The 25,526-nt window shown below is 32.1% G+C and carries 33 protein-coding genes and 1 other annotated feature; of the genes, 3 read left to right on the top strand and 30 right to left on the bottom strand.

Annotated features, from left to right (window positions below):
* Positions 1–120: a sequence feature (ribosomal protein L10 leader region), on the bottom strand.
* Positions 121–135: 15 nt separating this feature from the next.
* The 13 genes from rplA to B5E48_RS00980 form a co-directional block, all read right to left on the bottom strand.
* The gene (rplA, locus tag B5E48_RS01040; RefSeq protein ID WP_087244294.1) at positions 136–819 is read right to left on the bottom strand and encodes a 50S ribosomal protein L1; all 684 of its coding nucleotides are present in this window, start codon (positions 817–819) and stop codon (positions 136–138) included.
* Positions 820–842: 23 nt separating this feature from the next.
* A complete protein-coding gene (gene rplK, locus B5E48_RS01035) occupies positions 843–1,262 on the bottom strand; it encodes a 50S ribosomal protein L11 (RefSeq protein ID WP_087244295.1) in 420 nt (139 codons plus the stop codon).
* A gap of 180 nt (positions 1,263–1,442) precedes the next feature.
* Positions 1,443–2,000 carry a transcription termination/antitermination protein NusG gene (gene nusG / locus B5E48_RS01030; protein ID WP_087244296.1) on the bottom strand — a complete coding sequence of 186 codons (558 nt, stop codon included), beginning with the start codon at positions 1,998–2,000 and terminating at the stop codon, positions 1,443–1,445.
* A gap of 1 nt (position 2,001) precedes the next feature.
* Entirely contained in the window at positions 2,002–2,190 is a 189-nt protein-coding gene (secE, locus tag B5E48_RS01025) for a preprotein translocase subunit SecE (protein WP_087297185.1), read from the bottom strand.
* Positions 2,191–2,199: 9 nt separating this feature from the next.
* Entirely contained in the window at positions 2,200–2,349 is a 150-nt protein-coding gene (gene rpmG, locus B5E48_RS01020; RefSeq protein ID WP_087244298.1) for a 50S ribosomal protein L33, read from the bottom strand.
* 38 nt (positions 2,350–2,387) lie between these two features.
* Complete coding sequence (locus B5E48_RS01015) at positions 2,388–3,002, bottom strand: sigma-70 family RNA polymerase sigma factor (protein WP_087244299.1); 615 nt, start codon at positions 3,000–3,002, stop codon at positions 2,388–2,390.
* Between the two features lie 12 nt (positions 3,003–3,014).
* Positions 3,015–3,746, bottom strand: coding sequence for a 23S rRNA (guanosine(2251)-2'-O)-methyltransferase RlmB (rlmB, locus tag B5E48_RS01010; RefSeq protein ID WP_087244300.1), 732 nt, complete (start codon positions 3,744–3,746; stop codon positions 3,015–3,017).
* Between the two features lie 19 nt (positions 3,747–3,765).
* Positions 3,766–4,176, bottom strand: a complete 411-nt coding sequence (locus B5E48_RS01005) for a Mini-ribonuclease 3 (protein WP_087303784.1) — start codon at positions 4,174–4,176, stop codon at positions 3,766–3,768.
* Positions 4,176–5,513, bottom strand: a complete 1,338-nt coding sequence (gene cysS / locus B5E48_RS01000) for a cysteine--tRNA ligase (RefSeq protein WP_087244302.1) — start codon at positions 5,511–5,513, stop codon at positions 4,176–4,178. Before cysS ends, B5E48_RS01005 begins: the two co-directional genes overlap by 1 nt.
* Positions 5,514–5,634: 121 nt before the next feature.
* On the bottom strand, positions 5,635–6,150 hold the full coding sequence (locus tag B5E48_RS00995; RefSeq protein WP_087297187.1) for a hypothetical protein: 516 nt from the start codon (positions 6,148–6,150) through the stop codon (positions 5,635–5,637).
* Positions 6,151–6,250: 100 nt separating this feature from the next.
* Positions 6,251–7,678, bottom strand: coding sequence for a glycogen synthase GlgA (gene glgA / locus B5E48_RS00990; protein WP_087244304.1), 1,428 nt, complete (start codon positions 7,676–7,678; stop codon positions 6,251–6,253).
* Entirely contained in the window at positions 7,678–8,784 is a 1,107-nt protein-coding gene (gene glgD, locus B5E48_RS00985) for a glucose-1-phosphate adenylyltransferase subunit GlgD (protein ID WP_087303783.1), read from the bottom strand. The genes glgA and glgD overlap by 1 nt, the downstream gene beginning before the upstream one ends.
* 18 nt (positions 8,785–8,802) lie before the next feature.
* Positions 8,803–9,927, bottom strand: coding sequence for a glucose-1-phosphate adenylyltransferase (locus tag B5E48_RS00980; RefSeq protein ID WP_087244306.1), 1,125 nt, complete (start codon positions 9,925–9,927; stop codon positions 8,803–8,805).
* Between the two features lie 222 nt (positions 9,928–10,149).
* On the opposite strand from B5E48_RS00980, the gene B5E48_RS00975 reads away from it, so the two are divergent.
* Both B5E48_RS00975 and B5E48_RS00970 read left to right on the top strand, forming a co-directional pair.
* The gene (locus B5E48_RS00975) at positions 10,150–10,572 is read left to right on the top strand and encodes a cell wall hydrolase (RefSeq protein ID WP_087244307.1); all 423 of its coding nucleotides are present in this window, start codon (positions 10,150–10,152) and stop codon (positions 10,570–10,572) included.
* Between the two features lie 8 nt (positions 10,573–10,580).
* Positions 10,581–10,883: a spore coat protein GerQ gene (locus tag B5E48_RS00970; protein WP_087297190.1), complete on the top strand. Its 303-nt coding sequence runs from the start codon at positions 10,581–10,583 to the stop codon at positions 10,881–10,883.
* A 40-nt stretch (positions 10,884–10,923) separates the two neighbouring features.
* Here the strand turns inward: B5E48_RS00970 and B5E48_RS00965 are convergent, their stop codons facing one another.
* From B5E48_RS00965 to B5E48_RS00915, 11 genes are read right to left on the bottom strand one after another with little or no spacing between them, the layout of a single operon-like run.
* Positions 10,924–12,153, bottom strand: coding sequence for a bifunctional folylpolyglutamate synthase/dihydrofolate synthase (locus B5E48_RS00965; protein ID WP_087244309.1), 1,230 nt, complete (start codon positions 12,151–12,153; stop codon positions 10,924–10,926).
* Entirely contained in the window at positions 12,153–12,806 is a 654-nt protein-coding gene (locus B5E48_RS00960) for a uracil-DNA glycosylase (RefSeq protein WP_087244310.1), read from the bottom strand. Before B5E48_RS00960 ends, B5E48_RS00965 begins: the two co-directional genes overlap by 1 nt.
* On the bottom strand, positions 12,806–13,624 hold the full coding sequence (locus tag B5E48_RS00955) for a Cof-type HAD-IIB family hydrolase (RefSeq protein ID WP_129736033.1): 819 nt from the start codon (positions 13,622–13,624) through the stop codon (positions 12,806–12,808). Before B5E48_RS00955 ends, B5E48_RS00960 begins: the two co-directional genes overlap by 1 nt.
* Positions 13,625–13,626: 2 nt before the next feature.
* A complete protein-coding gene (locus tag B5E48_RS00950; protein WP_087303782.1) occupies positions 13,627–14,445 on the bottom strand; it encodes an HAD family hydrolase in 819 nt (272 codons plus the stop codon).
* Positions 14,446–14,447: 2 nt separating this feature from the next.
* The gene (locus B5E48_RS00945; RefSeq protein ID WP_087297192.1) at positions 14,448–15,230 is read right to left on the bottom strand and encodes an alpha/beta hydrolase; all 783 of its coding nucleotides are present in this window, start codon (positions 15,228–15,230) and stop codon (positions 14,448–14,450) included.
* A 41-nt stretch (positions 15,231–15,271) separates the two neighbouring features.
* Entirely contained in the window at positions 15,272–15,565 is a 294-nt protein-coding gene (locus B5E48_RS00940) for a septum formation initiator family protein (protein ID WP_087297193.1), read from the bottom strand.
* Positions 15,526–15,948 carry a spore cortex biosynthesis protein YabQ gene (gene yabQ / locus B5E48_RS00935; protein ID WP_087303781.1) on the bottom strand — a complete coding sequence of 141 codons (423 nt, stop codon included), beginning with the start codon at positions 15,946–15,948 and terminating at the stop codon, positions 15,526–15,528. The genes B5E48_RS00940 and yabQ overlap by 40 nt, the downstream gene beginning before the upstream one ends.
* Complete coding sequence (gene yabP, locus B5E48_RS00930) at positions 15,948–16,241, bottom strand: sporulation protein YabP (protein WP_087244315.1); 294 nt, start codon at positions 16,239–16,241, stop codon at positions 15,948–15,950. Before yabP ends, yabQ begins: the two co-directional genes overlap by 1 nt.
* 57 nt (positions 16,242–16,298) lie before the next feature.
* On the bottom strand, positions 16,299–16,571 hold the full coding sequence (locus B5E48_RS00925; protein ID WP_087297195.1) for an RNA-binding S4 domain-containing protein: 273 nt from the start codon (positions 16,569–16,571) through the stop codon (positions 16,299–16,301).
* Entirely contained in the window at positions 16,562–17,080 is a 519-nt protein-coding gene (locus B5E48_RS00920) for an AbrB/MazE/SpoVT family DNA-binding domain-containing protein (protein WP_087244317.1), read from the bottom strand. The genes B5E48_RS00925 and B5E48_RS00920 overlap by 10 nt, the downstream gene beginning before the upstream one ends.
* 7 nt (positions 17,081–17,087) lie before the next feature.
* Entirely contained in the window at positions 17,088–17,777 is a 690-nt protein-coding gene (locus tag B5E48_RS00915) for a glycerophosphodiester phosphodiesterase family protein (protein WP_087297196.1), read from the bottom strand.
* Between the two features lie 56 nt (positions 17,778–17,833).
* Here B5E48_RS00915 and B5E48_RS00910 point away from each other — a divergent pair, with 56 nt between their 5' ends.
* Positions 17,834–18,613, top strand: coding sequence for a Cof-type HAD-IIB family hydrolase (locus B5E48_RS00910; RefSeq protein ID WP_087303780.1), 780 nt, complete (start codon positions 17,834–17,836; stop codon positions 18,611–18,613).
* 56 nt (positions 18,614–18,669) lie between these two features.
* Here B5E48_RS00910 and B5E48_RS00905 read toward each other — a convergent pair whose 3' ends face one another.
* The 6 genes from B5E48_RS00905 to B5E48_RS00880 form a co-directional block, all read right to left on the bottom strand.
* The gene (locus tag B5E48_RS00905; RefSeq protein WP_087303779.1) at positions 18,670–20,310 is read right to left on the bottom strand and encodes a putative manganese-dependent inorganic diphosphatase; all 1,641 of its coding nucleotides are present in this window, start codon (positions 20,308–20,310) and stop codon (positions 18,670–18,672) included.
* A gap of 15 nt (positions 20,311–20,325) precedes the next feature.
* Positions 20,326–20,985, bottom strand: a complete 660-nt coding sequence (locus B5E48_RS00900; RefSeq protein WP_087244321.1) for a helix-turn-helix transcriptional regulator — start codon at positions 20,983–20,985, stop codon at positions 20,326–20,328.
* Between the two features lie 99 nt (positions 20,986–21,084).
* A complete protein-coding gene (locus B5E48_RS00895; protein ID WP_158097240.1) occupies positions 21,085–21,396 on the bottom strand; it encodes a zinc-ribbon domain-containing protein in 312 nt (103 codons plus the stop codon).
* Positions 21,397–21,571: 175 nt separating this feature from the next.
* Positions 21,572–22,852 carry a galactokinase gene (locus B5E48_RS00890; protein WP_087303777.1) on the bottom strand — a complete coding sequence of 427 codons (1,281 nt, stop codon included), beginning with the start codon at positions 22,850–22,852 and terminating at the stop codon, positions 21,572–21,574.
* The gene (locus tag B5E48_RS00885; RefSeq protein WP_087244324.1) at positions 22,852–23,865 is read right to left on the bottom strand and encodes an aldose epimerase family protein; all 1,014 of its coding nucleotides are present in this window, start codon (positions 23,863–23,865) and stop codon (positions 22,852–22,854) included. Before B5E48_RS00885 ends, B5E48_RS00890 begins: the two co-directional genes overlap by 1 nt.
* Positions 23,858–25,366 carry a UDP-glucose--hexose-1-phosphate uridylyltransferase gene (locus tag B5E48_RS00880; RefSeq protein WP_087303776.1) on the bottom strand — a complete coding sequence of 503 codons (1,509 nt, stop codon included), beginning with the start codon at positions 25,364–25,366 and terminating at the stop codon, positions 23,858–23,860. Before B5E48_RS00880 ends, B5E48_RS00885 begins: the two co-directional genes overlap by 8 nt.
* Between the last annotated feature and the right edge of the window lie 160 nt (positions 25,367–25,526).

The following is a 25,526-nucleotide window of genomic DNA, read 5'->3' as shown; positions in this document are numbered from 1 at the left end:
TATATCCGTGAAAAACTCCCTCAGTAAACACGAGGGAGTTGTCAATTCTTTGACAATATCACCTCGGCAACTTCATTAAGGTTTCCCCGTTGCTGTCTACGGTATATTGATTGCGTCTTTTTGTTATGACTTCAATTACATTGAAGCAACTTTTACTGAAGGACCCATAGTTGAAGAAACAACGATGTTCTTCATATAAGTTCCTTTTGCAGAAGATGGTTTAACTCTTAATAATAAGTCGTAAACTGTTTTAAAGTTTTCTGCAAGTTTTTCATCATCGAAAGATACTCTTCCGATTGGCATATGAACATTACCATCTTTATCAGTACGGTAAGTCACTTTACCAGCTTTTGTTTCTTGAACAGCTTTTGCCACATCCATAGTGACTGTTCCAGTTTTAGGGTTAGGCATTAATCCTTTAGGCCCTAAAATACGTCCTAATTTTCCTAATTCAGCCATCATGTCAGGTGTTGCAATCATAACTTCGAAATCAAGCCATCCTTTTTGGATATCTTCAAGAATTTCTTTTCCACCTACAACATCTGCTCCAGCAGCTTTAGCTTCTTCAACTTTAGCTCCTTGAGTGACAACTAAAACTTTTTTAGTTTTTCCAGTTCCGTGTGGTAACACAACTGCACCACGTAATTGTTGATCAGCATGTCTTGTATCTAATCCTAATTTAAATACAACATCCACACTTGCATCAAAATTAACTTTACTTGTTTTCTTTACTAAAGCAACTGCTTCATCAATTGGGTAAGCTTTACCTTTTTCAATAAGAGCAGCGGCTTCTTGATATTTTTTACTTCTTTTAGCCATTTTCTTATCTCCTCTTCATTAAATTAAGCATCTAAGCCTTCAACTTTTACACCCATATTACGAGCAGTACCAGCTACGATTTTCATAGCTCCTTCTAAATCGTTAGCATTTAAATCAGGCATTTTGTATTCAGCGATTTCTTTTAATTTTTCAGCTGATAAAGTTGCAACTGTTTGTTTAGAATCAGAAGCAGCTTTCTTAATTCCACATGCCTTTTTGATCATTTCTGCAGTTGGAGCAGTTTTTAATACGAAATCAAAACTTTTATCTTCATAGATTGTCAAAACAACTGGTACAGTTTCTCCCATACGATCTTTAGTTTGATCGTTGAAAGCAGTACAGAATTTTGGCATCTGAATTCCAGCACCTGCTAAAGCTGGCCCTGGTTTTGCTCCCCCAGCAGGGAATTGAATTTTCATAACTCTTGTGACTTTTTTACTCACGCGACACACCTCCTATAAAAATTTGTCCGTGCTGTGGTACAGGACAGTCAATCCTCCCACGCATAGTAACACATATTGCGTCGTTTAATTATTATACATAATCTATTAAGGAATGCAATAGTTTTTTATTGAATAAATCAACTTTTTTATCAAAAAAAGACCATATTTCAGGTCTTTTCATTATAATTCAACTTTTTCTAACTGAACAAGCCCAATTTCCATTAAATTTTGATTACCTAAGAAATCAATCAAAACAGAAGCTTCTTCTTTTTCATGATCAATAGATTCCACTTTTCCCTGTTTTCCAGCAAATGGACCAGAAACAACACGAACTTCATCACCAACACCAAAATCAACTTCAACTTGAGATGTTTTGATACCCATACTTTTTAAAATAGGATCAATTTCTTCCTTAGGTAATGGGAATGGTTTCGCTCCACCACCAGAAGATCCAATGAACCCAGTTACTCCTGATGTATTACGAACAATATACCATGCTTCATCTGTCATGATCATTTCTACCAGTACATAACCAGGAAACATATTTTTCGTTTTATTAATTTTTTTACCATCTTTAATTTCAGTTTCTACGTGTTCAGGAATCACAATATTAAATAGACAGTCCTGTAATCCCATTGATTCAACACGTTTTTCTAAATTTTCTTTAACTTTATTTTCATGACCTGAATATGTATTCACAACATACCAGCGTCTTCCTTCATCATTCATTCCAGACATCTTAATTCAACCCCAATGCTTTTAAAATTAATGCAATAACTGCATCGCTACCATAAAAGTAAATTCCAAACAAAAAGCAAAAAACCAAAACAACAACTGAATTATAAGCCAATTCTTTTTTTGTTAACCAATGAATATTCTTGATTTCAGCACGAATACCCTTTAGTGTACACCATTCTTTGATTTTCATGTCTACCTCCTATTTTGTTTCTTTATGGATTGTATGTTTTCCACATTTTTTACAATATTTTCTTAACTCAAGTCTTTCTACATTTAATCTTTTATTTTTAGTGACTGAATAATTACGTGATAAACACTCACTACAAACTAAGATTACTTTTTGTTTCATGTTCATCACTCCTTTACCGTTAATATAATTTAACATATTTATTTTAGCTCGTCAATGGCAACTATTTTCTTTGAATAGCGATAAACCGCATTATAGACACTTTTTACTGAAATATGAAGCTTTTTTGCAATTTCTACTTCGTCATAACCAGCCTTTTTGTAATTCATAACCATCTTTTCACGTTGTGATGTTTTGGCATCAATCTGTAAAGCATAGTAAGTAGCTGTTTCTTTAACAATCAGATGAACTTCAGGCTGATAACGTTCATGAATATCAGCGACCAGATCTATATAGCGTGTATCTTCATCTTCACTCGTATAACTATCCAAGGAAAGAATTGTCATTCCTGCACGATAACAAACATCCTTATTCACACGCATTAAACTTAAAATACGTTTGGTAATGGCAATCTTCATAAATGTCGATAAGCTTGCTTTTTGGTCATCACGATAACTATCCAGAATATCATGAAAACCCATCATAGCCATTTGAATAAAATCTTCATATTCATAACCATTTATAAAATATTTTGTAAAAGCTAATACCCATTTTGAAACTCTGCGATAATAGCGTTTATAAAGTATATCTTGAGCTTCCTCACTGCCACATCGCATTAAATAAACCAATTCATCATCATAGTTGTAGCCTTGCATGCTACCTCCTTTCTACTTTAAAGGATGACGTGAATTGTAAATCTGATAAAGTATAATCGCTGAAGCAACAGAAGCATTTAAAGACGTAACATGTCCCGTCATAGGTAAAACAACATTCATATCACAATGCTTTTTAACCAGACGTGATATACCAAACCCCTCTGAGCCAATCACAACGACAAGAGGCATATTGTAATCAATGGCACGATAGTCCTGTGATTCATCTAAGTCACAACCAACAACCCAAAAACCTTTTTCCTTTAAATCGTCTAAAGTTCTTGATAAATTCGTCACTTGTGCAACTTTCACATAATCAATGGCTCCAGTAGATACTTTAGCTACGGTTGCAGATAATCCTACACTCCTATTTTTACCAATAATAACACCATCGACTTCAATAGCATCACAAGTTCTTAAAATAGCTCCTAGATTATGTGGATCTTCCAAACCATCAAGCATCAGCAACAATGGTTGTTTCCCTTGTGGAATAGCATTTAAAATTTCTTCAAGCGTATAATAACGATAATCTTGTACTGCTGCCACAATACCTTGATGAACAACAGATCCAACAAGTTGATTTAACTCATCTTTATGACGCACCATATGCACCTTCACATGTTTAGCTTTTGCAAGGGAAAGAACTTTATCATCTTTTGCATTTTTCATCAAATAAACCTCATAAACTGGTTTATTTCCCTTTAAAGATTCTATAACTGTGTTTTTTCCATAAATATATTGTGTCATATTTTTCACTCCATGCGTCTCAAATTTTTCTCATGTTTTTCTCATTTTCACAAACAAATAATTTAAATAACTCAAAAATTTCTGTTATTCTCTCTTGCTTCTTTAATAAATACAAATGTCCTATCAACGCTTCAAAACCTGTCGACTGATTATAGATAAATACTGATGTATTTTTCGGTACATGTCGACTCTTCGCATTTCTCCCTCTTTTATAAATACTTATTTCTTCTTCACCTAACCATTGTTTCAAAATAGCTTCCTGCATAAATGCTGCCTGAGCTTTGGCACTGACAAATGACTTAGAGGCCTGCTGTAATAAATCTGGCTTCATGATGCCTTTTTCAACCAATAGATATTCTCTCACATAAACCTCAAAAACACTATCACCTAAATACGCTAAAGCTAATACATTTATTAATTCTGGTTTCATTATAAAATTCCTTTATTCTGTAATTCTTGTCTTAATAAATCTGCCTGTTCAAAATTCTTTGCACTTTTTTCTTTTTGCCATTGCTGATATAAAGCAATTTCACTATCACTTAACTGTTTTGGATTATAAACAAATCCCATTGTATCTAACATACAAAGCAACGTCTGATAATTCTTTGATATTTCTAAATCATCTTTTTCTTTGACTCTCATCAATTGATTCAAAACTTTCACTTGTCCTAAAATTTGTGACAATGCTAATGAAGTATTCAAATCATCACTCAATGCTTCCACCATTTGATCCACAATATTTTTATAATAATCTTTATGATCAATATGTTGAATCTGTAAATATAAAGACACTTGTTTAATAATATTTTCTACTTTTTCAACTTCTTTTTTCACATTATTCAAGACTTCATCTGTAAAATTCAATGGATTACGATAATGTGTAGAAAGCATGAGCCATTTATAAACATTGCAGCCAAGCTGTTCTAATAAATCTTTAGCCCATAAAACATTTCCTAAAGATTTTGACATTTTCTGATTATTAATGTTAATCATCTGATTATGCATCCAGATATGTGCAATCGGATGATGATGACATGCCATAGACTGTGCAATTTCATTTTCATGATGTGGGAATTTTAAATCCTGTCCACCACCATGAATATCAATGCGTCCATTTTCAAAGATATCATTAATCATAACAACACATTCTGTATGCCATCCTGGTCTTCCTTTAGACCATGGACTATCAAATTGAATTCCTTCATCTGTTTTTTTCCATAATGCAAAATCTGTTGAGCTTTCTTTTTTATCATTATCATCCACACGTTCACTTGCTCCAGCAATCAAATCTTCAATTTTAATCCCTGATAACATCCCATATTCATGAATTTTTGTAACTCTAAAATAAACGTCACCATCAACTTCATATGCATATCCCTGTTCAACAAGACCAGCAATAAAATCAATAATAGGCTGCATCGTTTCAGTTACACGTGGAGCATAAGTTGGAAACAACAAATTTAAACCTCTACGAACATCTTCATAGGCTTTAATATATTTATCTGTTAATTCTTTTTCACTGACACCTTCTTCTTTAGCAGCTTTTATGATTTTATCATCTACATCCGTAAAATTAGAAACAAATGTCACCTTATAACCTAAATATTCAAAAGTTCTTCTCAATATGTCAAACACAATCATTGGACGTGTATTACCAATATGCACATAATTGTAAACCGTTGGTCCACAAACATAAATACTGACTTCTCCCTTTTTAATTGGAACAAACTCTTCCTTTTGATTTGTGAGTGAATTAAACAGCTTCATTCCCTTTCCTCCTTAAATAAAAAAGCATATGATAAAGATTTCACTTCTATTAACCTTATCAAATGCTTTATTAACTCTTTATCTATCAATACTATAACAAATTCATATGAGTTAATCAAGATTAATGATGAACTGTCAAAGATTCTAAATACTGTAAAGCCACACCACTTTGTTCATCATATACATTTTCTGGAGCTTGATAACTATAAATATAACTTGCTTCCTCAGTAAAATATACCATTTGTACAAATTTCATACCCGAAGCCTGATAAGTCCCTGTAAACCGATAACACTCGATACCACTTGGAATAACTTCCTTATAATAATAAACATCAATGGCACCTTCTTCTTCCAATTGTCCTCCATATAATTGAGGCAATTCATTTAAAACATTATCCGTATCATCAATGATTGTTGCGTAAATATACATTTCATCATTTTTTGTAAATCGAACATCTTTTTGATTTTCATTGTTCACATTTAATTGAAAATCTTTAGGGTAATAGAAGGAAACCTGATCAGCGACTTCATAAAGAGTCCCATCTCTTTCTAAAGATATATCTGTTTTCTCTTTTTCACATGCAAAAAGAGTCACAACCAATAATAAAACCGCCAAAATTTTGATTGAGATCTTCATTTTCCTCCCTCCTTATGGAAACATTGTACTAAACTCAACTCTGAAAATCAAATAAAATTTCTTTATCAAACAAAAGAGATAGGTTTCCCTATCCCCTTTATTAATCTAACAATGAATTAAAAACTTTCAAATAGGCATCAGCACTTTTATCCCAATCAAGTTTCGCTTCCATTGCACGATGAACCAATCCTTGCCATTTTTCTTTATCCTGATAAACCTTTAATGCATAGTCAATAATGTCCATCATTTCATGTGCATTATAATTTTTAAAGCTGAATCCATCACCTGTATTTTCATACTCATTATATGGTTCCACGCTATCCTTTAATCCACCTGTTTCTCTGACAATTGGTATTGTTCCATAACGAAGTGACATCATTTGTGATAAACCACAAGGTTCAAATAATGATGGCATCAAGAACATATCACAACCAGCATAGATACGACAAGATAAACCAAAGTCATATTTAAGATTTAATGATAACTTTTGATTATGATAAGCTGCTATTCCTTTAAGTGGTTCTTCATATTTTTGATCACCAGCACCTAAAATCACAACTTGAACATCACGTTTCATCAATTCTTCCATACGATTAATAATTAAATCTAATCCCTTTTGCCAAGTCAATCTTGTGACAATACCAATTAATGGGACATCTTTATTTTCTGGCAATCCACATTCTTTTTGTAAAGCTAATTTATTAATAACTTTCTTTTCATCAACATTTGTAATGTCAAAATGTTCTACAATTTCAGGATCTGTGGCAGGATTGATTGTTTCATAATCAATACCATTTAAAATACCATACAAATCATGACGACGCATTTGTAAGATATTCTGTAATCCTTCACCAAAGCTATCTGTTAATATTTCTTTAGCATAAGTTGGTGATACAGTCGTAATAATATCACTATAATAAATAGCTGCTTTCATCATATTGAAACATCCATCATTACGGCAGTTACCATTATAATAGAGATAATTATCTAATCCAAAATGATCACTTAACAATGCAGGATCACATTTTCCCTGATATGCAATATTATGGATTGTGAAAACAATTTTAATACCTTGATAATATTCATAATATGCATATCTTTCTTTATATAATGTGGCAATCATGGCCGTTTGCCAATCATGTAAATGTAAGATGTCTGGTTTAATATCAATGTGTGATAACAATTCTAAAACTGCAAAGTCAAAAAATGCAAATCTTTCATTATCATCATCATAACCATATAAACCAGGTCTTCTAAAGTATTGTTCATTATCAATGAAATAATAAGTGACACCATCATATTCAGCTTTAAAAACACCACAATAGCATTTTCTCCAACCAACCCAGATATCATAGTTTGTCACATATTCAATTGTATCTGCCAATTTCATATCCTGATATTTAGGCAAAACAACAATACATTCATGTCCTTTTTGAACAAGTGCTTTTGGAAGTGATCCTAAAACATCTGCTAAACCACCTGATTTAATATAGGGATTCGCTTCACTTGTTGCAAATACGATTTTCATTATACAACATCCCCTTCTTTAACATAAAGTGGTTCTCCTTCACCAATAAGCTCTGTTTTCTTTTCTACACGAGCATCTTTATCAATAACTACATTTTCCAAATGAGCTCCTGCGCAAACTTTAGAACCATTTAATATAATACAATTTTTCACAACGGCATTTTTACCAATTGTAACATTTCGTGATAAAATACATCCATCAACTTCACCGTCAATAATAGCCCCATTAGCCACAAATGATTTTTTAACAACGGCATTCTTTAAATATTTTGTAGGTGGTGTATCATTTGTATTGGTAAAGATTGGCCAAGTACTCTTAAAGACTTGTGTTGAAATATCCATATCCAAGAATTCCATGCTCACTTTATAATAAGCTTCATAAGAATCAATGCATCTTGCAAATCCTTTATATTCATAAGCCATGATTTTTCTTTCATCACATAAGTAAGCAAGTGTATCTCTTAAATTAAAGAATGAACTAATCTTTTGAGCATAGCTAATTAATTTTAATAATGTCTTTTTATTAATAACATATGTTTCTAAAGAAATATTTCTCTCTTTTCTATTTCCTTTATTATTCTTGATTTCCATAACTTGTTTACCTTTTAAACGTAAGAAATCAGAACCAACAAATGTTTCATCAGCATTATCGATTTTTTGATAAACCATTGTAATTTCAGCACCAGATTTTGCATGTGCATCAACAACATCAGCATAATTCATTGTTGTAATAATATGAGCTGGTGCAATCACAACATAATCTGCTTTTGATTTTTCAAGAAAAGCAATATTTTCCACAATATTATTAATATCATGATTATACATTGAACTATTTGCATATTTTTCATTGTATAAAAGTGAAACTCCTCCAGATTTAGAGTTAAAATTCCAAGAGTTTCCATTTCCTAAATGTTTAAACAATGATCTTGGTTTTTCTTTAATAAGAATACCCACTGTATCCACATTAGAATTTGACATATTTGATAAAACAAAATCAATAATTCCATAACGACCTAAAAAGCTTACTGAAGCTACTGGTCTTTTTTCTGTTAAACCTTTATATGAAACATCAGAGTGTAAATTTATATATCCAACTACTTTTGCCATCTCGTTAACCCCCTCTTATTATGCATTGTCACTGACAAGTTCCACTTCTTTAGCTTCTTTATTGATGACGTCAGTTGATTTAATGACAACACCTTCATCAACAATAGCTTTGTAGATTTCTGCACCCTCTTCTACCAATACACCTGGCATTAAGACAGAATCAACAACCTTTGCACCTTCACCGATATATACATTGTTGAATAAGACAGAACCTTCTACATCACCATTAACGATACAACCTTGAGTAACAAGTGAATGCTTAATTGATGCTTCTTCACCAATAATTTGAGGTTTACTCAATGTATCTTCAGTATAGATTTTCCAATCCTTTTTCACATTATAAAGATCTAACTCTTTATCATCTAACAAGTCCATATTGGCTTGCCATAAACTTTCCACAGTTCCAACATCTTTCCAATAACCAGAGAATTCATAAGCATATAATTTTTTCTTATCTTCTAACATCATTGGAATGATATTCATACCAAAATCATGTTTACTATTTTCATCTTTTGCATCTTCAATCAAATATTTTCTTAATTCTTTATAAGTAAAGATATAAATACCCATAGATGCCAAAGTTGATTTTGGTTTTTCAGGTTTTTCTTCAAATTCATAAATTGAACCATCTTTATTTGTATTCATAATACCAAAACGACTTGCTTCTTTTAAAGAAACATTTAAAACAGCCACTGTTAAATCAGCACCTTTTTCTTTATGTGCTGCCAACATTTCAGCATAATCCATCTTATAAATATGGTCTCCTGATAAAATCAAAACATATTCAGGATCATATTGATCTAAGAAACTGATATTCTGATAAATGGCATCAGCTGTTCCTGCATACCATGTTGCTCCAACTCCACCTCTTTCACGAGCTGGCAAGATAGCAGCTAATGAGTTATTTCCATCAAGTCCCCACTTAGTTCCAGCACCTACATATGTTCCAAGCAAGACTGATTCGTATTGTGTCAAAACTCCAACAACATCAATTCCAGAGTTCGCACAATTACTTAAAGGAAAGTCTATAATTCTATACTTTCCTCCAAAATGTACAGCAGGTTTCGCTACTTTTGCAGTTAATGCTTCAAGACGTGTTCCACGTCCTCCAGCTAAAATCATCGCAACAATTTCTTTTCCCATAATTTTTCCTCCTCAATTGTGATTATGAAAGTGCTTACCTATACCTTTATTTTATCACAATCTTTTTTAAAAAAATACTATTTCATGTCAATTTTAATTAAAAATTTTTATCAAATTTTTATCAATTTCATCCTGTTTTTAAATAATATTGAACTCATCAATATTTTTTTATTTTTAGCAACTTTTCTAAATTTTTTCATATAGTGAATAGAGGTGATTAGAATGTCTCCTAGAATCTTATACAACGATTCTGATGTTGATTTACTGGCACGCATTATGAAAGCTGAAGCATTAGGTGAAGGTGAAGAAGGTATGTTGATGGTCGGTAATGTTGTCGTAAATCGTGTCGTAGCTAACTGCGATGTTTTTAAAGATACACGCACAATTTCTGAAGTTGTTTATCAAAAAAATGCTTTTTCTGGGGTCGGACAACCATTATTCAATCAACCTGTTAACGCCAAAGAAAAAGAACTGGCTTTACGCAATATTGATGGTTATCGTATTGAACCAGCTACAAATGCCTTATGGTTTAAAAATCCTGGCAGCAATGTCTCATGCCCCCAACAATTTTATGGCGAACTCAGCGGACGTTACAAAAATCACTGTTTCTATGCACCTGGTGCTAAATTAAATTGCGACTTATAGGAGGATATATGGATACAAACAATCAAACAATCGTTCCCGGATCTCAAACCTCATCTCTACCAACTCCCATTTCTGAACAGACTTATTTAGAAAATATTTTACGTTTAAATATCGGAAAACTTGGTACTTTTTACTTCACATATACTGGCAGTGAAGACTGGCGCGATCGTGTATACAAAGGTATTATCGAAGAAGTAGGACGTGACCATTTTGTCGTACGTGACCCAAAAAATCAAAAATATTATATTTTTCAGTTCGTCTATTTCGTTTGGGCCGAATTTGATGAACCTATCAATTTTAATACACGATAGCAATTAAAAAAACCAATAAAGTTTCGTTCTTTATTGGTTTTTATTCACTGACTTTCTTTAATTCCTGATTTTTTAATTCAATCAGATATTTTCTCACTTTCGAGATAAAATGCAATGACCCCGTTACCACAATATGCTGTTTTTTTATATAAGCTGTCTGCATAGCCTCAATATAACTTTTAACAATTGTTAATTGAGGACGTGGTTCTATGGTCGATAAATCAATAGCTCTTTCATCCTGAAACGTTGTCACATAGACAGGATAACCTGCTTTTAACATTTCATCAATCATCTCATCAACATCACGATCATTCAAACAAGAAAAGACAATCGCTACATCCTTTTCTTTTTTGACTCTTAATGTCTGCAACAAAGCTTGGATTCCAGGCATATTATGTGCTCCATCAATATCAACCTGTACATCATGATAAGATAATGTTTCATAACGCCCTTTCCATGAAGCCTGTTCAATCGCTGGTTGTGTAACAACAGGATCAAACTTAATAAGTTTTGAAGCAATAGTTAAAGCAAGTCTGGCATTTGTCACCTGATAGATTCCTTGATTTTCCAAGGTAAATGCCATATCACGATATCTAAAATGGAATGGATAACGTGACACCTGATATTCTGGAACGACATACATCACTGCTCCCATAGCATCACATTGTTCTTGAAATCTTGCTAGAATTGTTCCTTTTGTTTCACTGGTAATAAACATCTGATTCGGTTTTATGATACCCATCTTTTCATTAATAATATCATAAATATCCCCTAATTGTTTTTGATGATCAAGCCCTATATTCGTAATAGCACTGACAATAGGATCAATGACATTCGTTTTATCATTCAATCCGCCAATACCCGTTTCAATAATACGATAATCCAAATCTAAAGATTGAAAATAAGCCAACATGATTAAGACATCAATTTCAAACATAGATAACTGATCTTCTTCAATGATGCGATAATATTGATTCACGTATTTCAATAAATCTTCATCACTTATAGGAATATCATCAACACGAATACGATCATTATGACTAATCAAATAAGGTGATGTAAAAGTTCCAACTTTATACCCATGAGCATTTAAGATACTTCTTAAATAATTCACAGTTGAACCTTTTCCATTGGTTCCAGCAATATGTATCATATTTTTTTGTTTCATTAAAATGTGACATTTATTTAAGGTTTCTCGAAATTGATCAATTGTTCTTTTACTTCTTTTTGATTCTATATATGCAATGGCATCATTCACATGAGTAAACATTAACGAATCCTCCAATCTATCGGTTCTATCCCTTGACTTATTAAAAACTGATTCGTTTTAGAAAAAGGTTTCGAACCAAAAAAACCACGGTAAGCTGATAAAGGTGAAGGATGAGGGCTAGTAATGACACAGTGTTTGGTCTGATCAATCATTTTCGCTTTATCAATAGCCTGTCTTCCCCACAATATAAATACTAATGGCTTCTCTCTTTGATTCATAGCCTCAATAATATGATTGGTGAAAATTTCCCATCCTTTTTCTTTATGAGAATTAGCACGATGAGCCTGTACTGTCAAAACAGTATTTAATAATAACACACCCTGATGTGCCCACGCAGATAAATCACCATGACGAGGAATATCAATTCCAACATCATCATGTGCTTCTTTATAAATATTAACCAGACTCGGTGGAATTTGCACACCCTTTGCGACACTAAAAGCCAAGCCATTAGCCTGATGTTCTTCATGATAAGGATCCTGCCCAATAATGACAACTTTAATATCATCATAATCTTTAAAATTAAAGCAATGAAAAATACGATTGCGAGGTGGATAAACCGTATGTATCTGATATTCATGATTCACAAAAGCTTCTAACTGCTGATAATAAGGCTGTTGACGTTCATGATCAATAATTGTTTTAAAATCCATTAAAGAATAAACCTTTCTACAATTTCAGCAATGACACCTTCATTATTGTCTGCTTTTGTGACAACATCACAAACTTTTTTCACATCTTCCACAGCATTACCAGCTGCAACTGATAAACCAGCAACTTCTAACATTGGTAAATCATTATAATTATCCCCTACAGCAATGCATTCAGATAAATCAACACCAATAATTTGAGCTAAATGTTTTAATCCCTGTCCTTTATCCACACCAATCTTATTAAACTCCATATAACGATTAGAAGAATAGCTTACTGCACACATTCCCTCAGTGATAGCTTTCATTTGAGGTTCCAGACTCATTAAATAAGGTACATCTGTATTTTGGAAAAGGATTTTTGAGATCGGCTCATCCTTTAGAAAATCCATTGTATTTTCAGTCATGATTTCACATTCAACCTGTTGTTCACGAATACGCTTCGCTTCAGATTCAGATAAATTATAAACATAGACTTTATCCTTTGTATAAATATGCTGGCAGACATCTTGCTGTAAACCAAATTCAAAGATTTCTTTTGTCTTTTCAAAAGAAAGTCCTTCAAAATATAAAAGCTTATTATCTTTGTTTTCTGTTAAAGCTCCACCATTGAAAGATAAGACATATTCTTGTGGTATATCATACAATCCTAATAATTTTAAATCACGTTGAATAGACATGAAACCACGCCCAGTTGCTGGGACAAATTTCACTCCTTTTTCTTTCGCCATTCGTATAAAATCAATATTTCTCTGACAGATCTTATGTTGATCATTCAACAATGTTTCATCCATATCACTTGCGATCACTTTATATTTCACTTTTATTTTTCCCCCTTTAAAATAAATTTTTCAATCACTTCTTTAACAGCTCCCTGATCATAGTCCACCGTTGTAACATAATCACTGATGGCTTGAATATCTTGAGCTCCTCCAGCCACACAAACACCTAAACCAGCTTCCTGAATCATCGAAACATCATTATAATTATCACCAATCGCAATCACATTTTGTTTATCTATATGAAGATAATCAGCTAACCATTTCAATGCTGCCCCTTTACTGACACCTAAAGGATTAAATTCCAGATAACGATATGATGAATAACTGATTGAAAACTGTTTTTTGATATCCTCTGGTAAATCTTGTTCAACACTCTTTAAATAATCCATATCAGGTTTGACATATAAAAATTTCGCAATCTTTTCATTTTTTAAAAAATCCATATGATAATCATCTATAACCGTAAACGCTGCTTTTTGAGCTTTTTTTCTTGCAATCTCCGTTGGGTCTGGTTTAAATAAATAACAATGATTTAATGTAAAAATCATAATACATACATCATAATTTTCTCCTAAGTCAAAAAGTTGTTTAGCCTGATCAAAAGTTAATCCCTGAAAAGACAATATTTGAGCATTTTGATTTTCTACAATCAGCCCACCATTAAAACAAATAGAATATTCATGGGCCTGCTTGGCTGTTCCAATTTCTTCAAGAATATCTTCAATCATTGAAAATGAGCGTCCCGTCGCTGGCACAAACTTAACATCCTTAAGCTGTCTGATAGCTTCCTGATTAAACTTAGGAACATGATGATTGACTAACAATGTTTCATCTAAATCGGATAAAATCATTTGATACATGATCATTCCTCCTCATATAAAAACGCCATGAATAGAGGCACTCTTTGACGCCATTCGCTTTCATTATGTCCAGCCCCTTCAAAATAATGGGCTTCCAGATGTTCTATTCGAGATTGTAATTGCTCGTAAATGATTTGATTGCTTTCTATGTACCATTGATTAATCTTTTGATCATCACCACTTTCAAATTCACCCAAGTCCAAATAAAAACGATTATCCTGACTATATTGTTGATGCCTGATCACATCTAAAAATTCATCAACATAGAACCAGAAAGCGGTAGATAAAGCCGCACACTTTTTAAAAACATCAGGATAACGAAGAGCCCCATAAGCACTAATAACTGCCCCCATAGAGCTACCCACAATACCAGTATTTTCTTTTTGGGTACGAAAACGTTGATCAATATAAGGTTTAAGCTCATCTTTTAACCAATCAATATAAGCTTTTCCTTCTCCACCAATAATCATGCCTTTTTGACCCGTTTCCTGATAAGACAATGCTTCATTAATCTTCCATGGACCATACTCATCCATACGTTTAAAACCTGTTTCATTGCATGGAATGGCGACAAGGATGATTTCCATTCCTGTTTGTTTGACATACTCTAAAAATCCCCAACTTATACCACAATAAGAGGAATAATCAAAGAAAGCATTTTGTCCATCTTGAATATAAAGAACAGGATAATCTTTATTTTGTTGATAATAATCATCTGGTAAATATACAATAATTTCACGTTCTCGCTGTAATGTTTTCATGGGAAAACAAAAAGATACAAACATTTCACAACCTCCTTTGATAAGACAAAAAAATAAGCCCGAGCTTATTTTTTTGTTTCTGGTAATTTAATAACCTCTTCTCCATCATCAGGAAAAATATATTGCTCTCTGGCATATCTGGCAACATAATCATCATCCGCTAAAAGTTCCACTTCTTCAGATAATTCTTTCTTTTCCTTTTCTAATTCTGCCTTTCTTTCTTCTAGTTGTGCGAGCTGCTGCTTTTGACCTATGACACGATAAGCATTCACTCCTAGGGTATAAATCAGCAAAGCAGAAATACCAATATAGACAAAGCCTAAGAGTTTTTTATATCTTGGTGTTTTCTTTTTTGCCATTTTCTCTTCATCCTTCCTATTCTTTTTTGTATTATACCATTAATATAACGAAAAAAGAAGATAAAAGGTGAGAATATTCTTTTGAAAATAGATACAATCTTTTCTAAAAAGTACAAAAGATAATACGCATAATAATGACTATATAACAAATATCCCATCAACATAAAAATAAAAAAATAAAGTCTTAAAATTCCTTCATTCAAGAACACCAAACCATAGAAATAAAGCATTCCAAAACAGATACCTATCAGACATTGACAAATGTATCTTAAAAACATGGGAACACCATACAACAAACGATTCATGATATGATAAACACCCGTCATGACAAAACCAAATAAAAAGGAATAAAACAGACATTGAAACTGTACAATTAAAGACATTATTTCAAGAGTTTATTAAACATTTTTTCTTTAGGATGTTGCTTTTTCTTATCTGAAACATAACTGATACTATCAATATTGCCACGAATACTGACTTCATTTTGATCTTGATCTAAACGCACTAACGTCAGTTCACTTCCTGTAATATTTAAATAACCTAGGGATGTTTCAATCAAAAATTCATATGCATCAAAACTTTCTATTTTTTTAACTCCTGTTAACTCTAAACTTTTACGATCTTTTAAACATACATGATGATAAGGCGTCTGTTCAAAATGTAAACTATTATCCATATTCAACCCTCCTACATCAACATATGTATATCAAAAAGAATTATGCTAAAAAGAGGTCTACAAAATTGTAACCTCTGGCTTTTTCTTCTCTTCTATAATTTCATATAACATATGACTATCATCTTTTAAAACATGTTCTCTTAATTCTTTGACTTTCACCACAAGAATACTACGTCCAAATTCTACTTCAATGATGTCATCTATCTTTAATTGAGTGGATGGTTTTGCGACCTTTCCATTCACTTTAACACGTGAAGCTTCACTCATTTCTTTGGACAAAGTTCTTCTTTTAATAATTCTTGATACTTTTAAAAATTTATCTAAACGCACGATTCTATTTCCTCCTCAATAATATCTTTCACAAAATCCAGCAAAGTCTGATCCATTAAATAATAAGGTGTCTGATGACTTAACATAATCAAAGCCCCTTGTATTTCCTGTTCACAAAGCAATGGATAAATAGTCACTTGTTCCTGTTTACCATAAAATTCCATCGTCGTTTCAATATGCTGTTCTTTTTGATCTAATAATAATAGAAAATCTTTTGTTAAATCACGTCTTTGATATTTAGCCAGTCCATCTGATGAACAGACCACAATACATCTTTTATCACACAGTAAAAACGTATTATGGTACTTACTATAAAGACGTTCTAATAAGATTTGAATTGTGGGACTTAATTTATGCAAGATAGAAAATTTTGTTAAAACAATGTGATTATGTTCTACAGCAAACGAAACACTTTCTCCTTCTTTCAACATTAACTGTTTTCTAATTTCTTTAGGAATAACAATTCTTCCTAAATCATCAATTCTTCTAACCATTCCAGTTGTTTTCATGACTCTTTCACCTCAAATATTCATTTGATATTAGTATATCCACTCCCAATTCTTTTAATCTTTGATATTCTTTAAAATCAGGAATTGTCCATGAAGCAACAAGAATATTGTGTTGTTTTAATTGTTTGATTCTTTGGCTATTTAAAAAATCATAACGTGGATGAAAAGCTCCAATATGATATTTGAGAAGCTCCTGATATTTTTTATCATAATTTTCTTCCATTAAATATCCTACATATCCTTGTGGATAAAGACTTTTCATTTTTAATACTGATGGTAAATAAAATGATGAATAATAAATTTTCTTTTCAACACCTAACTGACAGACCAGCTGATGCACTTTTTCTTCAAGCTCAGTATAATGAATAACATCTGTCTTAAGTTCAATATTGACTAAAAAATCTTTATCTTGAATAAAAGTCAGTAAATCTTTTAATAATGGTAAAGGATAATAACCAGCAGATCCATGAGAAAATGAAAATCTTTTTAATTCATCATATGTGTAGTCTTGAATATATCCTTTTCCATCACTTGTTCGATCAATGGTTTCATCATGAATCAAAACCAGTTGACCATCCTTGGTCATATGAACATCTGTTTCCACGCCATCAAAGCCTTTTTGGTAAGCTTGAACAAAAGCTTCCATGGTATTTTCTGGATACTGAGCACTATATCCTCTATGAGCGAATAATTTCATATCTTTATCACCTGCACTATGCTATAATATTATACTATAAATGTGAGGTGTTACAAATGATTAAAGCTATATTTTTTGATATTGATGGAACTCTTTTATCACACTCAACACAAAGTGTTCCTGAATCTACCAAATTAGCTCTGCAACTATTAAAAGAAAAAGGAATTTATACTTTTATCGCAACAGGAAGACATATTTCTGAAATCAGGGATTTACCTTTAGATGATTTAGAATTTGAAGGATATATTACACTTAATGGTCAATACTGTTACAACAAAAACAAAGTGATTTATGATTTACCAATTGATCCACAAGATATTCAACAAATTCTTTCTTTCATTGATCAAAAACCATTTCCATGTATTTTTGTTGAAGATGATAAAATGTATATCAATTACCACAATCAAGCTGTTGAAACAGTACAAAAAGCCATTTCTACCCCTTTACCCGAATTAGGTGATTTAAAACGTGGTTTGACTCATCCTATTTATCAAGTCATTCCTTATGATATTACAGTTGAACAAGAACAAGAAATTCTCCAACAGATGCCCCACTGCCAATATACACGTTGGCATGATTTAGCCATTGATATCATTCCAAAAAAGGGTGGTAAACAAAATGGCATTTTAGAAGTTTTAAAAAGCTATCATATCTCACTTGAAGAAACAATGGCATTTGGTGATGGGCATAATGATATAGACATGTTAAAGTTAGTTAACATTGGTGTTGCAATGGGAAATGCAAAGGATGAAGTCAAAGAAGCCGCTGATGAAGTCACTGATGATATTGATCATGATGGTATTTATCAGGCACTCAAAAGACATCATATCATCTAAATATTCATTTATCATTTTTGATAAAAGGACAAGGCATGAAAACCTTGTCCTTTGATTTATTGTGTTAAAACTTCAGTAATCACAGGTACAACTTGCTTCTTTCTTGAAATAACACCAGGTAAACTTGCCTGCTGATCAACAAGTTCAACATGGAAAGCTGTTTCCACATAATCTTTACGAGGCCCTGCGACTAAAACTTCACTTGTCGCATTAATAACATCAGTTAAAAGCAACATTGTAAATTCCATATGATTATCTTTTGCAACCTGTTCCATATAATCAAGCATATCTTTTTTATATGGAGCAAATCCTTCAATATCCATTGTATTGACTTGTGCAACACCTGCTGATAAATCACCAAATGTAAACTTCTTATAATCCTGATTGAAGATTTCTTCAACAGTTTTACCAACCAATGAAGTTCCTGCTTTAAACATACTCATACCAAATTCTTGAATATCTACTCCAGCTATAGCTGCAAGTTCTTTAGCCATTTTGGTATCGGTTGGTGTACATGTCGGAGATTTAAATAACAATGTATCACTGATAATAGCCCCTAACATTAAACCAGCCATATCTTGAGGAATCTCAACACCAGATTCTTTATAGCATTTTGCTACAATTGTTGCAGTACATCCAACTGGTTCAGCTCTAAATAATACTGGTCCAACTGTTTGAATATCAGCAACTCTATGATGGTCAATGATTTCTAAAATTTCAGCTTCTTCAATGCCATCAATAGCCTGACTTCTTTCATTGTGATCGACTTGAATGACTTTCTTCTTCATTCCATTTAACACCTGATAACGTGAAATAGATCCAACAACTCTACCCATAAAATCAATAACTGGATAACTGCGATAACGTGTTTCACTCATGACTTCTTTAACATAATCGACTGTATCATCAGTTGAAAAAGTTGTTAAACCACCTTTTTGCATAACATATTCTACTGGTACAGCCTGAATGATTTGTTGTGATGCCATGAATGTATTGAATGGTGTTGAAATGACACTCATATGTGCATCTGCACAACGCTGTAATAATTCTTTAGAGATAGAAAGTGATCCAGTTAAAATAATCAATGATATCTTTTTATTCATTAAATGTTCAATCGCTTCATCACGATCTCCACCTACAATGACAACATCATTTTCATGCACACGTTTACTAGCTTCTTCGCCAGTCATAGCGGCAATATGAATTTCACCTTTGATTGTCTTTAACTGTTTATCCAAATAAAGAATACTTGCATCCAATGTATCAATCACATTTTCAATTGGTGTATTTGCTTCTTTTAGAATTTGACTGTCCCATTGGTCCATATATCCTTCAATAATATTAGAAGTTGATAATAATCCCAATAACTGACTATGATCATCTAATACAGGAGCACTTTTTAAATTCTGCTGTTTCATTAATGACCATGCTGTTTTTAATGTTAATTCTTTTGAAAAGACTGTCACTTTATCATATTCTAAGTCTTCAACTGTCTGTTTAACAGTTTTTAATAAAACTGGAATCTCTGTATGGAATCTTTTTAAAATATATTCCGTTTCCTTATTAATTTTTCCTAATCTGACTGGTACCGCATTATAACGTCCAATTGTAAATAAATAATTGGCATAAGCAATCGCACTACAAATAGAATCACTATCTGGATTTTTATGCCCACTGACAAAAACAATATCTTTCATGTCTATCCCCTTTCTCTACATTTTCTTTAAATAACGATAAATTGTCGGTTCACTTACAGCCAATTTTTCAGCAACAAGTACAATTGCACCCTTGACTTTAAATGTTCCTTTTTCCTGTAAGTATTTGACAACCTTGATCTTTTCTTCAACATTTAATCTTTCAACTAGAAAATAACTTGGAAAGCCCATTTTTTCCAGGCATTCTTTAATATATTTATCAATCATTTCATCCAATGGTGATGATAAAATCTCAATTGGATTATCAAGCTTAAATTCTACGTCTTTACGTTCTTTAATACCAAGAATTCTTTTTAATGTCGTTTCTATATATTCATAATCAGAAATATTGACATTGACACAAAGCATTCCTACAGGCATTTCCTGCCCATCTTCTTTGATAAAGTATGTTGCTGAACGAAGTAATTTTCCATCACTACCTGTTGTTTTATAATTCATGACATAATCATGATCTTTATATTGTTTTGTTTTTAAGTAATGAATAGATAAATTAGATAATTTAGCACCTATTTCTCTACCAGAAATATGACTATTCGCAATCGCAACAATTTCCTGTTCTTTGGAAGTGAGATCATGAAGCGCTACTTCCACATTATCACCTAAAGCCTCCCCTAAAAAATCAACTAACTTTGCATAGGGTTCTAATAATTTATACATGAATTTCGCCTCCAATGTGATTATACACTATATTTTCAAAAAGAGATAGCTTTTTTATCATGATAAAAACTAATTATGAAATTTCTATAGATGCATCAATCATATATTGATGATCACTCCCATTATATTCTGTGAAAGATAGCTCATCAAAAAGATTGTGACAAGAATTTCTGCAATGATGCCACATATCATACCATTCATACAGGACTTCGCTTTTTGAGGAAAGTCTTTACGCCAAATGATATATAAAACCAATCCTGCAAGTGGCGCAAAAAAGGAGATCAGAGCAAATAAAAAACTGGGTGCATCTGTTTCATGATAGACATATGGTGAATTTTGTAAGGGATAGCCACAATTTGGACAATACTGCATATCCTCCTGAACCACTTTTCCACAATGCTGACAATACACAAAAACCACTTCCTTTTCTACAATCTTTTCATGATATCATTATCATATTCAATTTTTTAAAATAACTCTTCTTCATATTATTATATCATTTTCAATTCAATAACAAAACAAACATAATCCAAACTATAAAACAAAAGACTTAACTTCTTTTATAGAAATTAAGTCTCCTATCATTTTAATCAATAACTTTCATACCACCATATTTTCTGATTTTTAAAATATGACAGCTTCCTTCACCAAAATATTTTTCAATTCCCTGTTTATATGCTTCAACATAATCATCTTCTACAAAAGCTTGAATTGTTCCAGCAAAACCACCACCATGAACACGACATACTCCATGTGCTCCTAATAAATTTTCAGACAATGCGAGAGCTAAAGAAACAGCCTGTTGTCCAACATAATGATTAGAATAAATATTTTGAAGATATTTAAATGAACTTTCTCCTGAAGCTTTAACAATTGTCTTAAAAGTATCAAAGTCTTCCTGTTTTAATGACTGAACAGCCTGTTGAACACGTTTATTTTCTTTAAAGACATGAATGGCTCTTAAAACAGCACGGTCATTGACTGCTTCTCTGACTTCAGTTAAATGTTCATAAAATTCTTTTTCGTCCACATCTCTTAAGTATTCCTGATGGAAGAAATGATCGACTTCTTTCAATTCTTCAGGAATAGACGCATAATCTTCTGTTAAATCGGCGTGTGAAGCATGGACATCAACAATACACAAACTATGATGGAAACGTGGAAAATCAACATTTATTTTTTCTACAATAGGATTTTCATTATCCTTGAAATCAATATGAATCAAACTTCCCACTGAGCAGGCACATTGATCCATTAATCCACATGGTTTTCCAAAATAAACATTTTCACTATATTGACCAATTTTCGCAATTGTGACAGGATCTACTTTCATATCATTATACATACCTGATAATATTGTTCCAATCATCACTTCAAAGGCAGCTGATGAAGATAATCCAGAACCTTGTAAAACATCACTTGTCATATATCCAACAAAGCCACCAATTTTATGTTGAAGTTGTTGGAATCTAGCAAGAATACCACGAATCAATCCTTCTGATGACTCTTTTTCATTTTCTCTTAATGTCAAATCATCAATGTGAATAGCTTCAATATCATAATCATCAGATAAAATTTTAATCTTTGTATCATCTTTTGCAACCACTGCAATGATATCTAAATTAATAGCTGCAGCTAAAACTTCACCATGTTGATGATCAGTATGATTCCCACAAACCTCGCTTCTTCCAGGTGTGCTATAAATGCTGACTTCCTGATCACCATATAAATCAATGAATTTTTCAATAGCTTGAACATATCTTGATTTTTGATGTTCTAATTGTTCCTGATCAACATAAATATCTAAAAATGTATCATTATAAACATTGTTTTGAATATCTTGAATAATTAAACTTGCTTTTTTCATTATTGAATAACTTTAAACTGATATGATGTTATTTCATCATATGTTTCTCCTTTCTTTAATAGTGTTGTTGGATGTTCTTCTAAATGGATTGCATCAGGCATATTTTGTGTTTCAATACATACAGCATCTCTTGCATAATAGCGTTCTCCATATTTTCCTAATCTTCCATCCAAATAATTAGCTGTATAAATCTGAGCTTGTGGTAAAGTTGTTGACACAATCAATTGTCTTCCTGTTGGCTCATGAGTTAAAATAACCTGATTGCTTTGCGTATCAAAAAGAAATGGATGATCAAATCCTTTACCAATTTTTAACTGTTCATCATCCTGTTCTACTCTTTCACCAATAAGTGCAGGTTGTCTAAAATCAAATGGTGTTCCTTCAACATCTTTCAATTCACCAGTTGTTAAACCATCAGAGTCAACGCAGGCAAATTGGGATGCATGAATCTGTAAAGTATGCTGATAGATGTTTTCTTTGTGTCCTGACAAATTAAAATATGAATGATTTGTAATATTAATAAGTGTATCTGCTGATGATGTTGCCTGATAATGAGCTGTTAAAGTATCATCTTTTAATGTATATATGACTGTTAAATCTAAATCACCTGGATAACCTTCTTCTCCATCTTTTGATAAATAGTGAAGTTTTAATGTGTGTTCATCTTCAATTGTATAATCAAAAACCTGATAACTAAATCCTTTGATCCCACCATGTAAATGGTTAGGACCGTTATTAACAGCCAAATGGTAATCTTGACCATTTAAACTAAATTGTCCTGCTTTAATTCTATTAGCAACTCTTCCTACCAACGCTCCTAAATAAGCATCTAGTGTCTGGTATTGTGTAAAATCATCATAACCTAAAACGACATCATCTTTATGTCCATTTTTATCTGCCATGATAACTTTGATAATTGTACATCCATAATTGGATACAACAACTTCTAATTGTTCATTTTTCATAGAAATCAAATCAATTTGATCATCTATATGTTTGATCACTTCAATCATTATTATCCTCCTCCTTACATAATGACTCTACAAAACTACAAAACGCTTCAATACCTTCATCATTCATTTTAAAAACACCAGCATCTTCTAAAACTTCTACAAACTTTATTGTGAGAGCTGTTTTCAAAACATCATCAACCGTATCTTCTTGAATCTGATAGTTTTCTTTGATTTCATTATACCATAATTCATGTTTCTGTAATTCAGGATATTCACTGATTTCTTTTTTTCCTAATAGACAGTCTTTTAATAATTCCAATTCCACTTTCAAACGTGCTGGTAAAACTGCTAAGCCCATCACTTCTATTAAACCAATATTTTCTTTTTTAATATGATGCAATGAAGCATGAGGATGAAAAATACCATCAGGATGTTCTTGAGAAGTTCGATTATTTCTTAAGACAAGATCCATTTGATAGTCATGATTTTTCATTCTTGCGATTGGAGTGATGGTATTATGTGGTGTTTGATCACTGTGTGAAAGAATATCTAGAGATGGATTAGAATAATTCTTCCATGCTTTTAATGTTTTTGTCGCAAATTCAACAATTTTTTGTGAATCTTGGCAAGTTACTCTGATTGTTGAAAGTGGCCATTTTAATATTTCAATCTTTAAATCAGGATATTTATCCCATGACATTGTTTTAATAACATCTGCATTATTCATTGGAAACTCATAACATCCACCCTGATAATGATCATGTGTTAAAATTGATCCTCCTACAATTGGTAAATCTGCATTAGAACCTAACATATAATGAGGAAACTGTTCAACAAAGGATAAAAGATGTTGAAACGTATCTTGATTAATCACCATAGGAATATGTTCTTTATTGAAAACAATACAGTGTTCATTGTAATAAACATAAGGTGAGTATTGTAAATAATAATCCGTAGCATTTAATTTCAATGGAATAATACGATGGTTTTGTCTGGCAGGACGATTAAAATCACCGCTAAAACCTACATTTTCCTTGCATAGTAAACATTGAGGATATCCACTTGTTTTGACTAACTTTGCTTTTGCAATATCTTTAGGATCTTTCTCTGGTTTAGACAGATTAATCGTAATATCTATATTGCCATATTTATAATATTTTTGAAATTTAATATTCTGGTCCGTTCTGTTTTTACGAATATAATGAGAATCAATAGAAAGCTGATAAAAATACTTTGTCGCATCCTGAGGAGAACGGGCATAGCGTTGACGAAATTCTCGAATCACCTCACTAGGTCTAGGCATCAGACAATTCATAATGCGTGTATCAAATAAATCTTTTTCCACAATACTATCTTCAATAATTCCCTTATCCACTGCATAGTCTAACATCTTTTCTAAAATACCTGTACTGTCACTAATCGTTTCATGAATATCTTCTTTATAAAATTCATTCATTTTTAATAAATCCAACAGTAAGTTGACTGTATAGTCCACATCTTCCTCTTGAATCAGATGATGATCTAACCCAAATTGTATTAACTGATTAATCTCATGGTTCATATTTTGACCCTCCCTTTTCTTACCTATACCATACCACGCTTCCAACAAAACTTCAAACATTATTTACTTATTTTTAAGTAAAATTTTACTTATAAAGTTATTCTATGAATTTCATGGCTTTTTATAACATTTTCCTATATAATATAGAAAACAAGGAGGT

It is taken from the genome of Massilimicrobiota sp. An105, from assembly GCF_002161155.1.
GTDB classification, from domain to species: Bacteria; Bacillota_I; Bacilli_A; order Erysipelotrichales; family Coprobacillaceae; genus Allocoprobacillus; species Allocoprobacillus merdigallinarum.
This window is presented reverse-complemented; position numbering and strand designations above follow the sequence as displayed.

Bases quoted from the DNA above. Each gene is read 5' to 3' on its own strand.
- rplA (WP_087244294.1), bottom strand. From the start codon at position 819: ATGGCTAAAAGAAGTAAAAAATATCAAGAAGCCGCTGCTCTTATTGAA.
- nusG (WP_087244296.1), bottom strand. From the start codon at position 2,000: ATGTCTGGAATGAATGATGAAGGAAGACGCTGGTATGTTGTGAATACA.
- secE (WP_087297185.1), bottom strand. From the start codon at position 2,190: ATGAAAATCAAAGAATGGTGTACACTAAAGGGTATTCGTGCTGAAATC.
- rpmG (WP_087244298.1), bottom strand. From the start codon at position 2,349: ATGAAACAAAAAGTAATCTTAGTTTGTAGTGAGTGTTTATCACGTAAT.
- B5E48_RS01015 (WP_087244299.1), bottom strand. From the start codon at position 3,002: ATGCAAGGCTACAACTATGATGATGAATTGGTTTATTTAATGCGATGT.
- rlmB (WP_087244300.1), bottom strand. From the start codon at position 3,746: ATGACACAATATATTTATGGAAAAAACACAGTTATAGAATCTTTAAAG.
- B5E48_RS01005 (WP_087303784.1), bottom strand. From the start codon at position 4,176: ATGAAACCAGAATTAATAAATGTATTAGCTTTAGCGTATTTAGGTGAT.
- cysS (WP_087244302.1), bottom strand. From the start codon at position 5,513: ATGAAGCTGTTTAATTCACTCACAAATCAAAAGGAAGAGTTTGTTCCA.
- B5E48_RS00995 (WP_087297187.1), bottom strand. From the start codon at position 6,150: ATGAAGATCTCAATCAAAATTTTGGCGGTTTTATTATTGGTTGTGACT.
- glgA (WP_087244304.1), bottom strand. From the start codon at position 7,678: ATGAAAATCGTATTTGCAACAAGTGAAGCGAATCCCTATATTAAATCA.
- glgD (WP_087303783.1), bottom strand. From the start codon at position 8,784: ATGGCAAAAGTAGTTGGATATATAAATTTACACTCTGATGTTTCATAT.
- B5E48_RS00980 (WP_087244306.1), bottom strand. From the start codon at position 9,927: ATGGGAAAAGAAATTGTTGCGATGATTTTAGCTGGAGGACGTGGAACA.
- B5E48_RS00975 (WP_087244307.1), top strand. From the start codon at position 10,150: ATGTCTCCTAGAATCTTATACAACGATTCTGATGTTGATTTACTGGCA.
- B5E48_RS00970 (WP_087297190.1), top strand. From the start codon at position 10,581: ATGGATACAAACAATCAAACAATCGTTCCCGGATCTCAAACCTCATCT.
- B5E48_RS00965 (WP_087244309.1), bottom strand. From the start codon at position 12,153: ATGTTTACTCATGTGAATGATGCCATTGCATATATAGAATCAAAAAGA.
- B5E48_RS00960 (WP_087244310.1), bottom strand. From the start codon at position 12,806: ATGGATTTTAAAACAATTATTGATCATGAACGTCAACAGCCTTATTAT.
- B5E48_RS00950 (WP_087303782.1), bottom strand. From the start codon at position 14,445: ATGTATCAAATGATTTTATCCGATTTAGATGAAACATTGTTAGTCAAT.
- B5E48_RS00945 (WP_087297192.1), bottom strand. From the start codon at position 15,230: ATGTTTGTATCTTTTTGTTTTCCCATGAAAACATTACAGCGAGAACGT.
- B5E48_RS00940 (WP_087297193.1), bottom strand. From the start codon at position 15,565: ATGGCAAAAAAGAAAACACCAAGATATAAAAAACTCTTAGGCTTTGTC.
- yabQ (WP_087303781.1), bottom strand. From the start codon at position 15,948: ATGTCTTTAATTGTACAGTTTCAATGTCTGTTTTATTCCTTTTTATTT.
- yabP (WP_087244315.1), bottom strand. From the start codon at position 16,241: ATGGATAATAGTTTACATTTTGAACAGACGCCTTATCATCATGTATGT.
- B5E48_RS00920 (WP_087244317.1), bottom strand. From the start codon at position 17,080: ATGAAAACAACTGGAATGGTTAGAAGAATTGATGATTTAGGAAGAATT.
- B5E48_RS00915 (WP_087297196.1), bottom strand. From the start codon at position 17,777: ATGAAATTATTCGCTCATAGAGGATATAGTGCTCAGTATCCAGAAAAT.
- B5E48_RS00910 (WP_087303780.1), top strand. From the start codon at position 17,834: ATGATTAAAGCTATATTTTTTGATATTGATGGAACTCTTTTATCACAC.
- B5E48_RS00905 (WP_087303779.1), bottom strand. From the start codon at position 20,310: ATGAAAGATATTGTTTTTGTCAGTGGGCATAAAAATCCAGATAGTGAT.
- B5E48_RS00900 (WP_087244321.1), bottom strand. From the start codon at position 20,985: ATGTATAAATTATTAGAACCCTATGCAAAGTTAGTTGATTTTTTAGGG.
- B5E48_RS00890 (WP_087303777.1), bottom strand. From the start codon at position 22,852: ATGAAAAAAGCAAGTTTAATTATTCAAGATATTCAAAACAATGTTTAT.
- B5E48_RS00885 (WP_087244324.1), bottom strand. From the start codon at position 23,865: ATGATTGAAGTGATCAAACATATAGATGATCAAATTGATTTGATTTCT.
- B5E48_RS00880 (WP_087303776.1), bottom strand. From the start codon at position 25,366: ATGAACCATGAGATTAATCAGTTAATACAATTTGGGTTAGATCATCAT.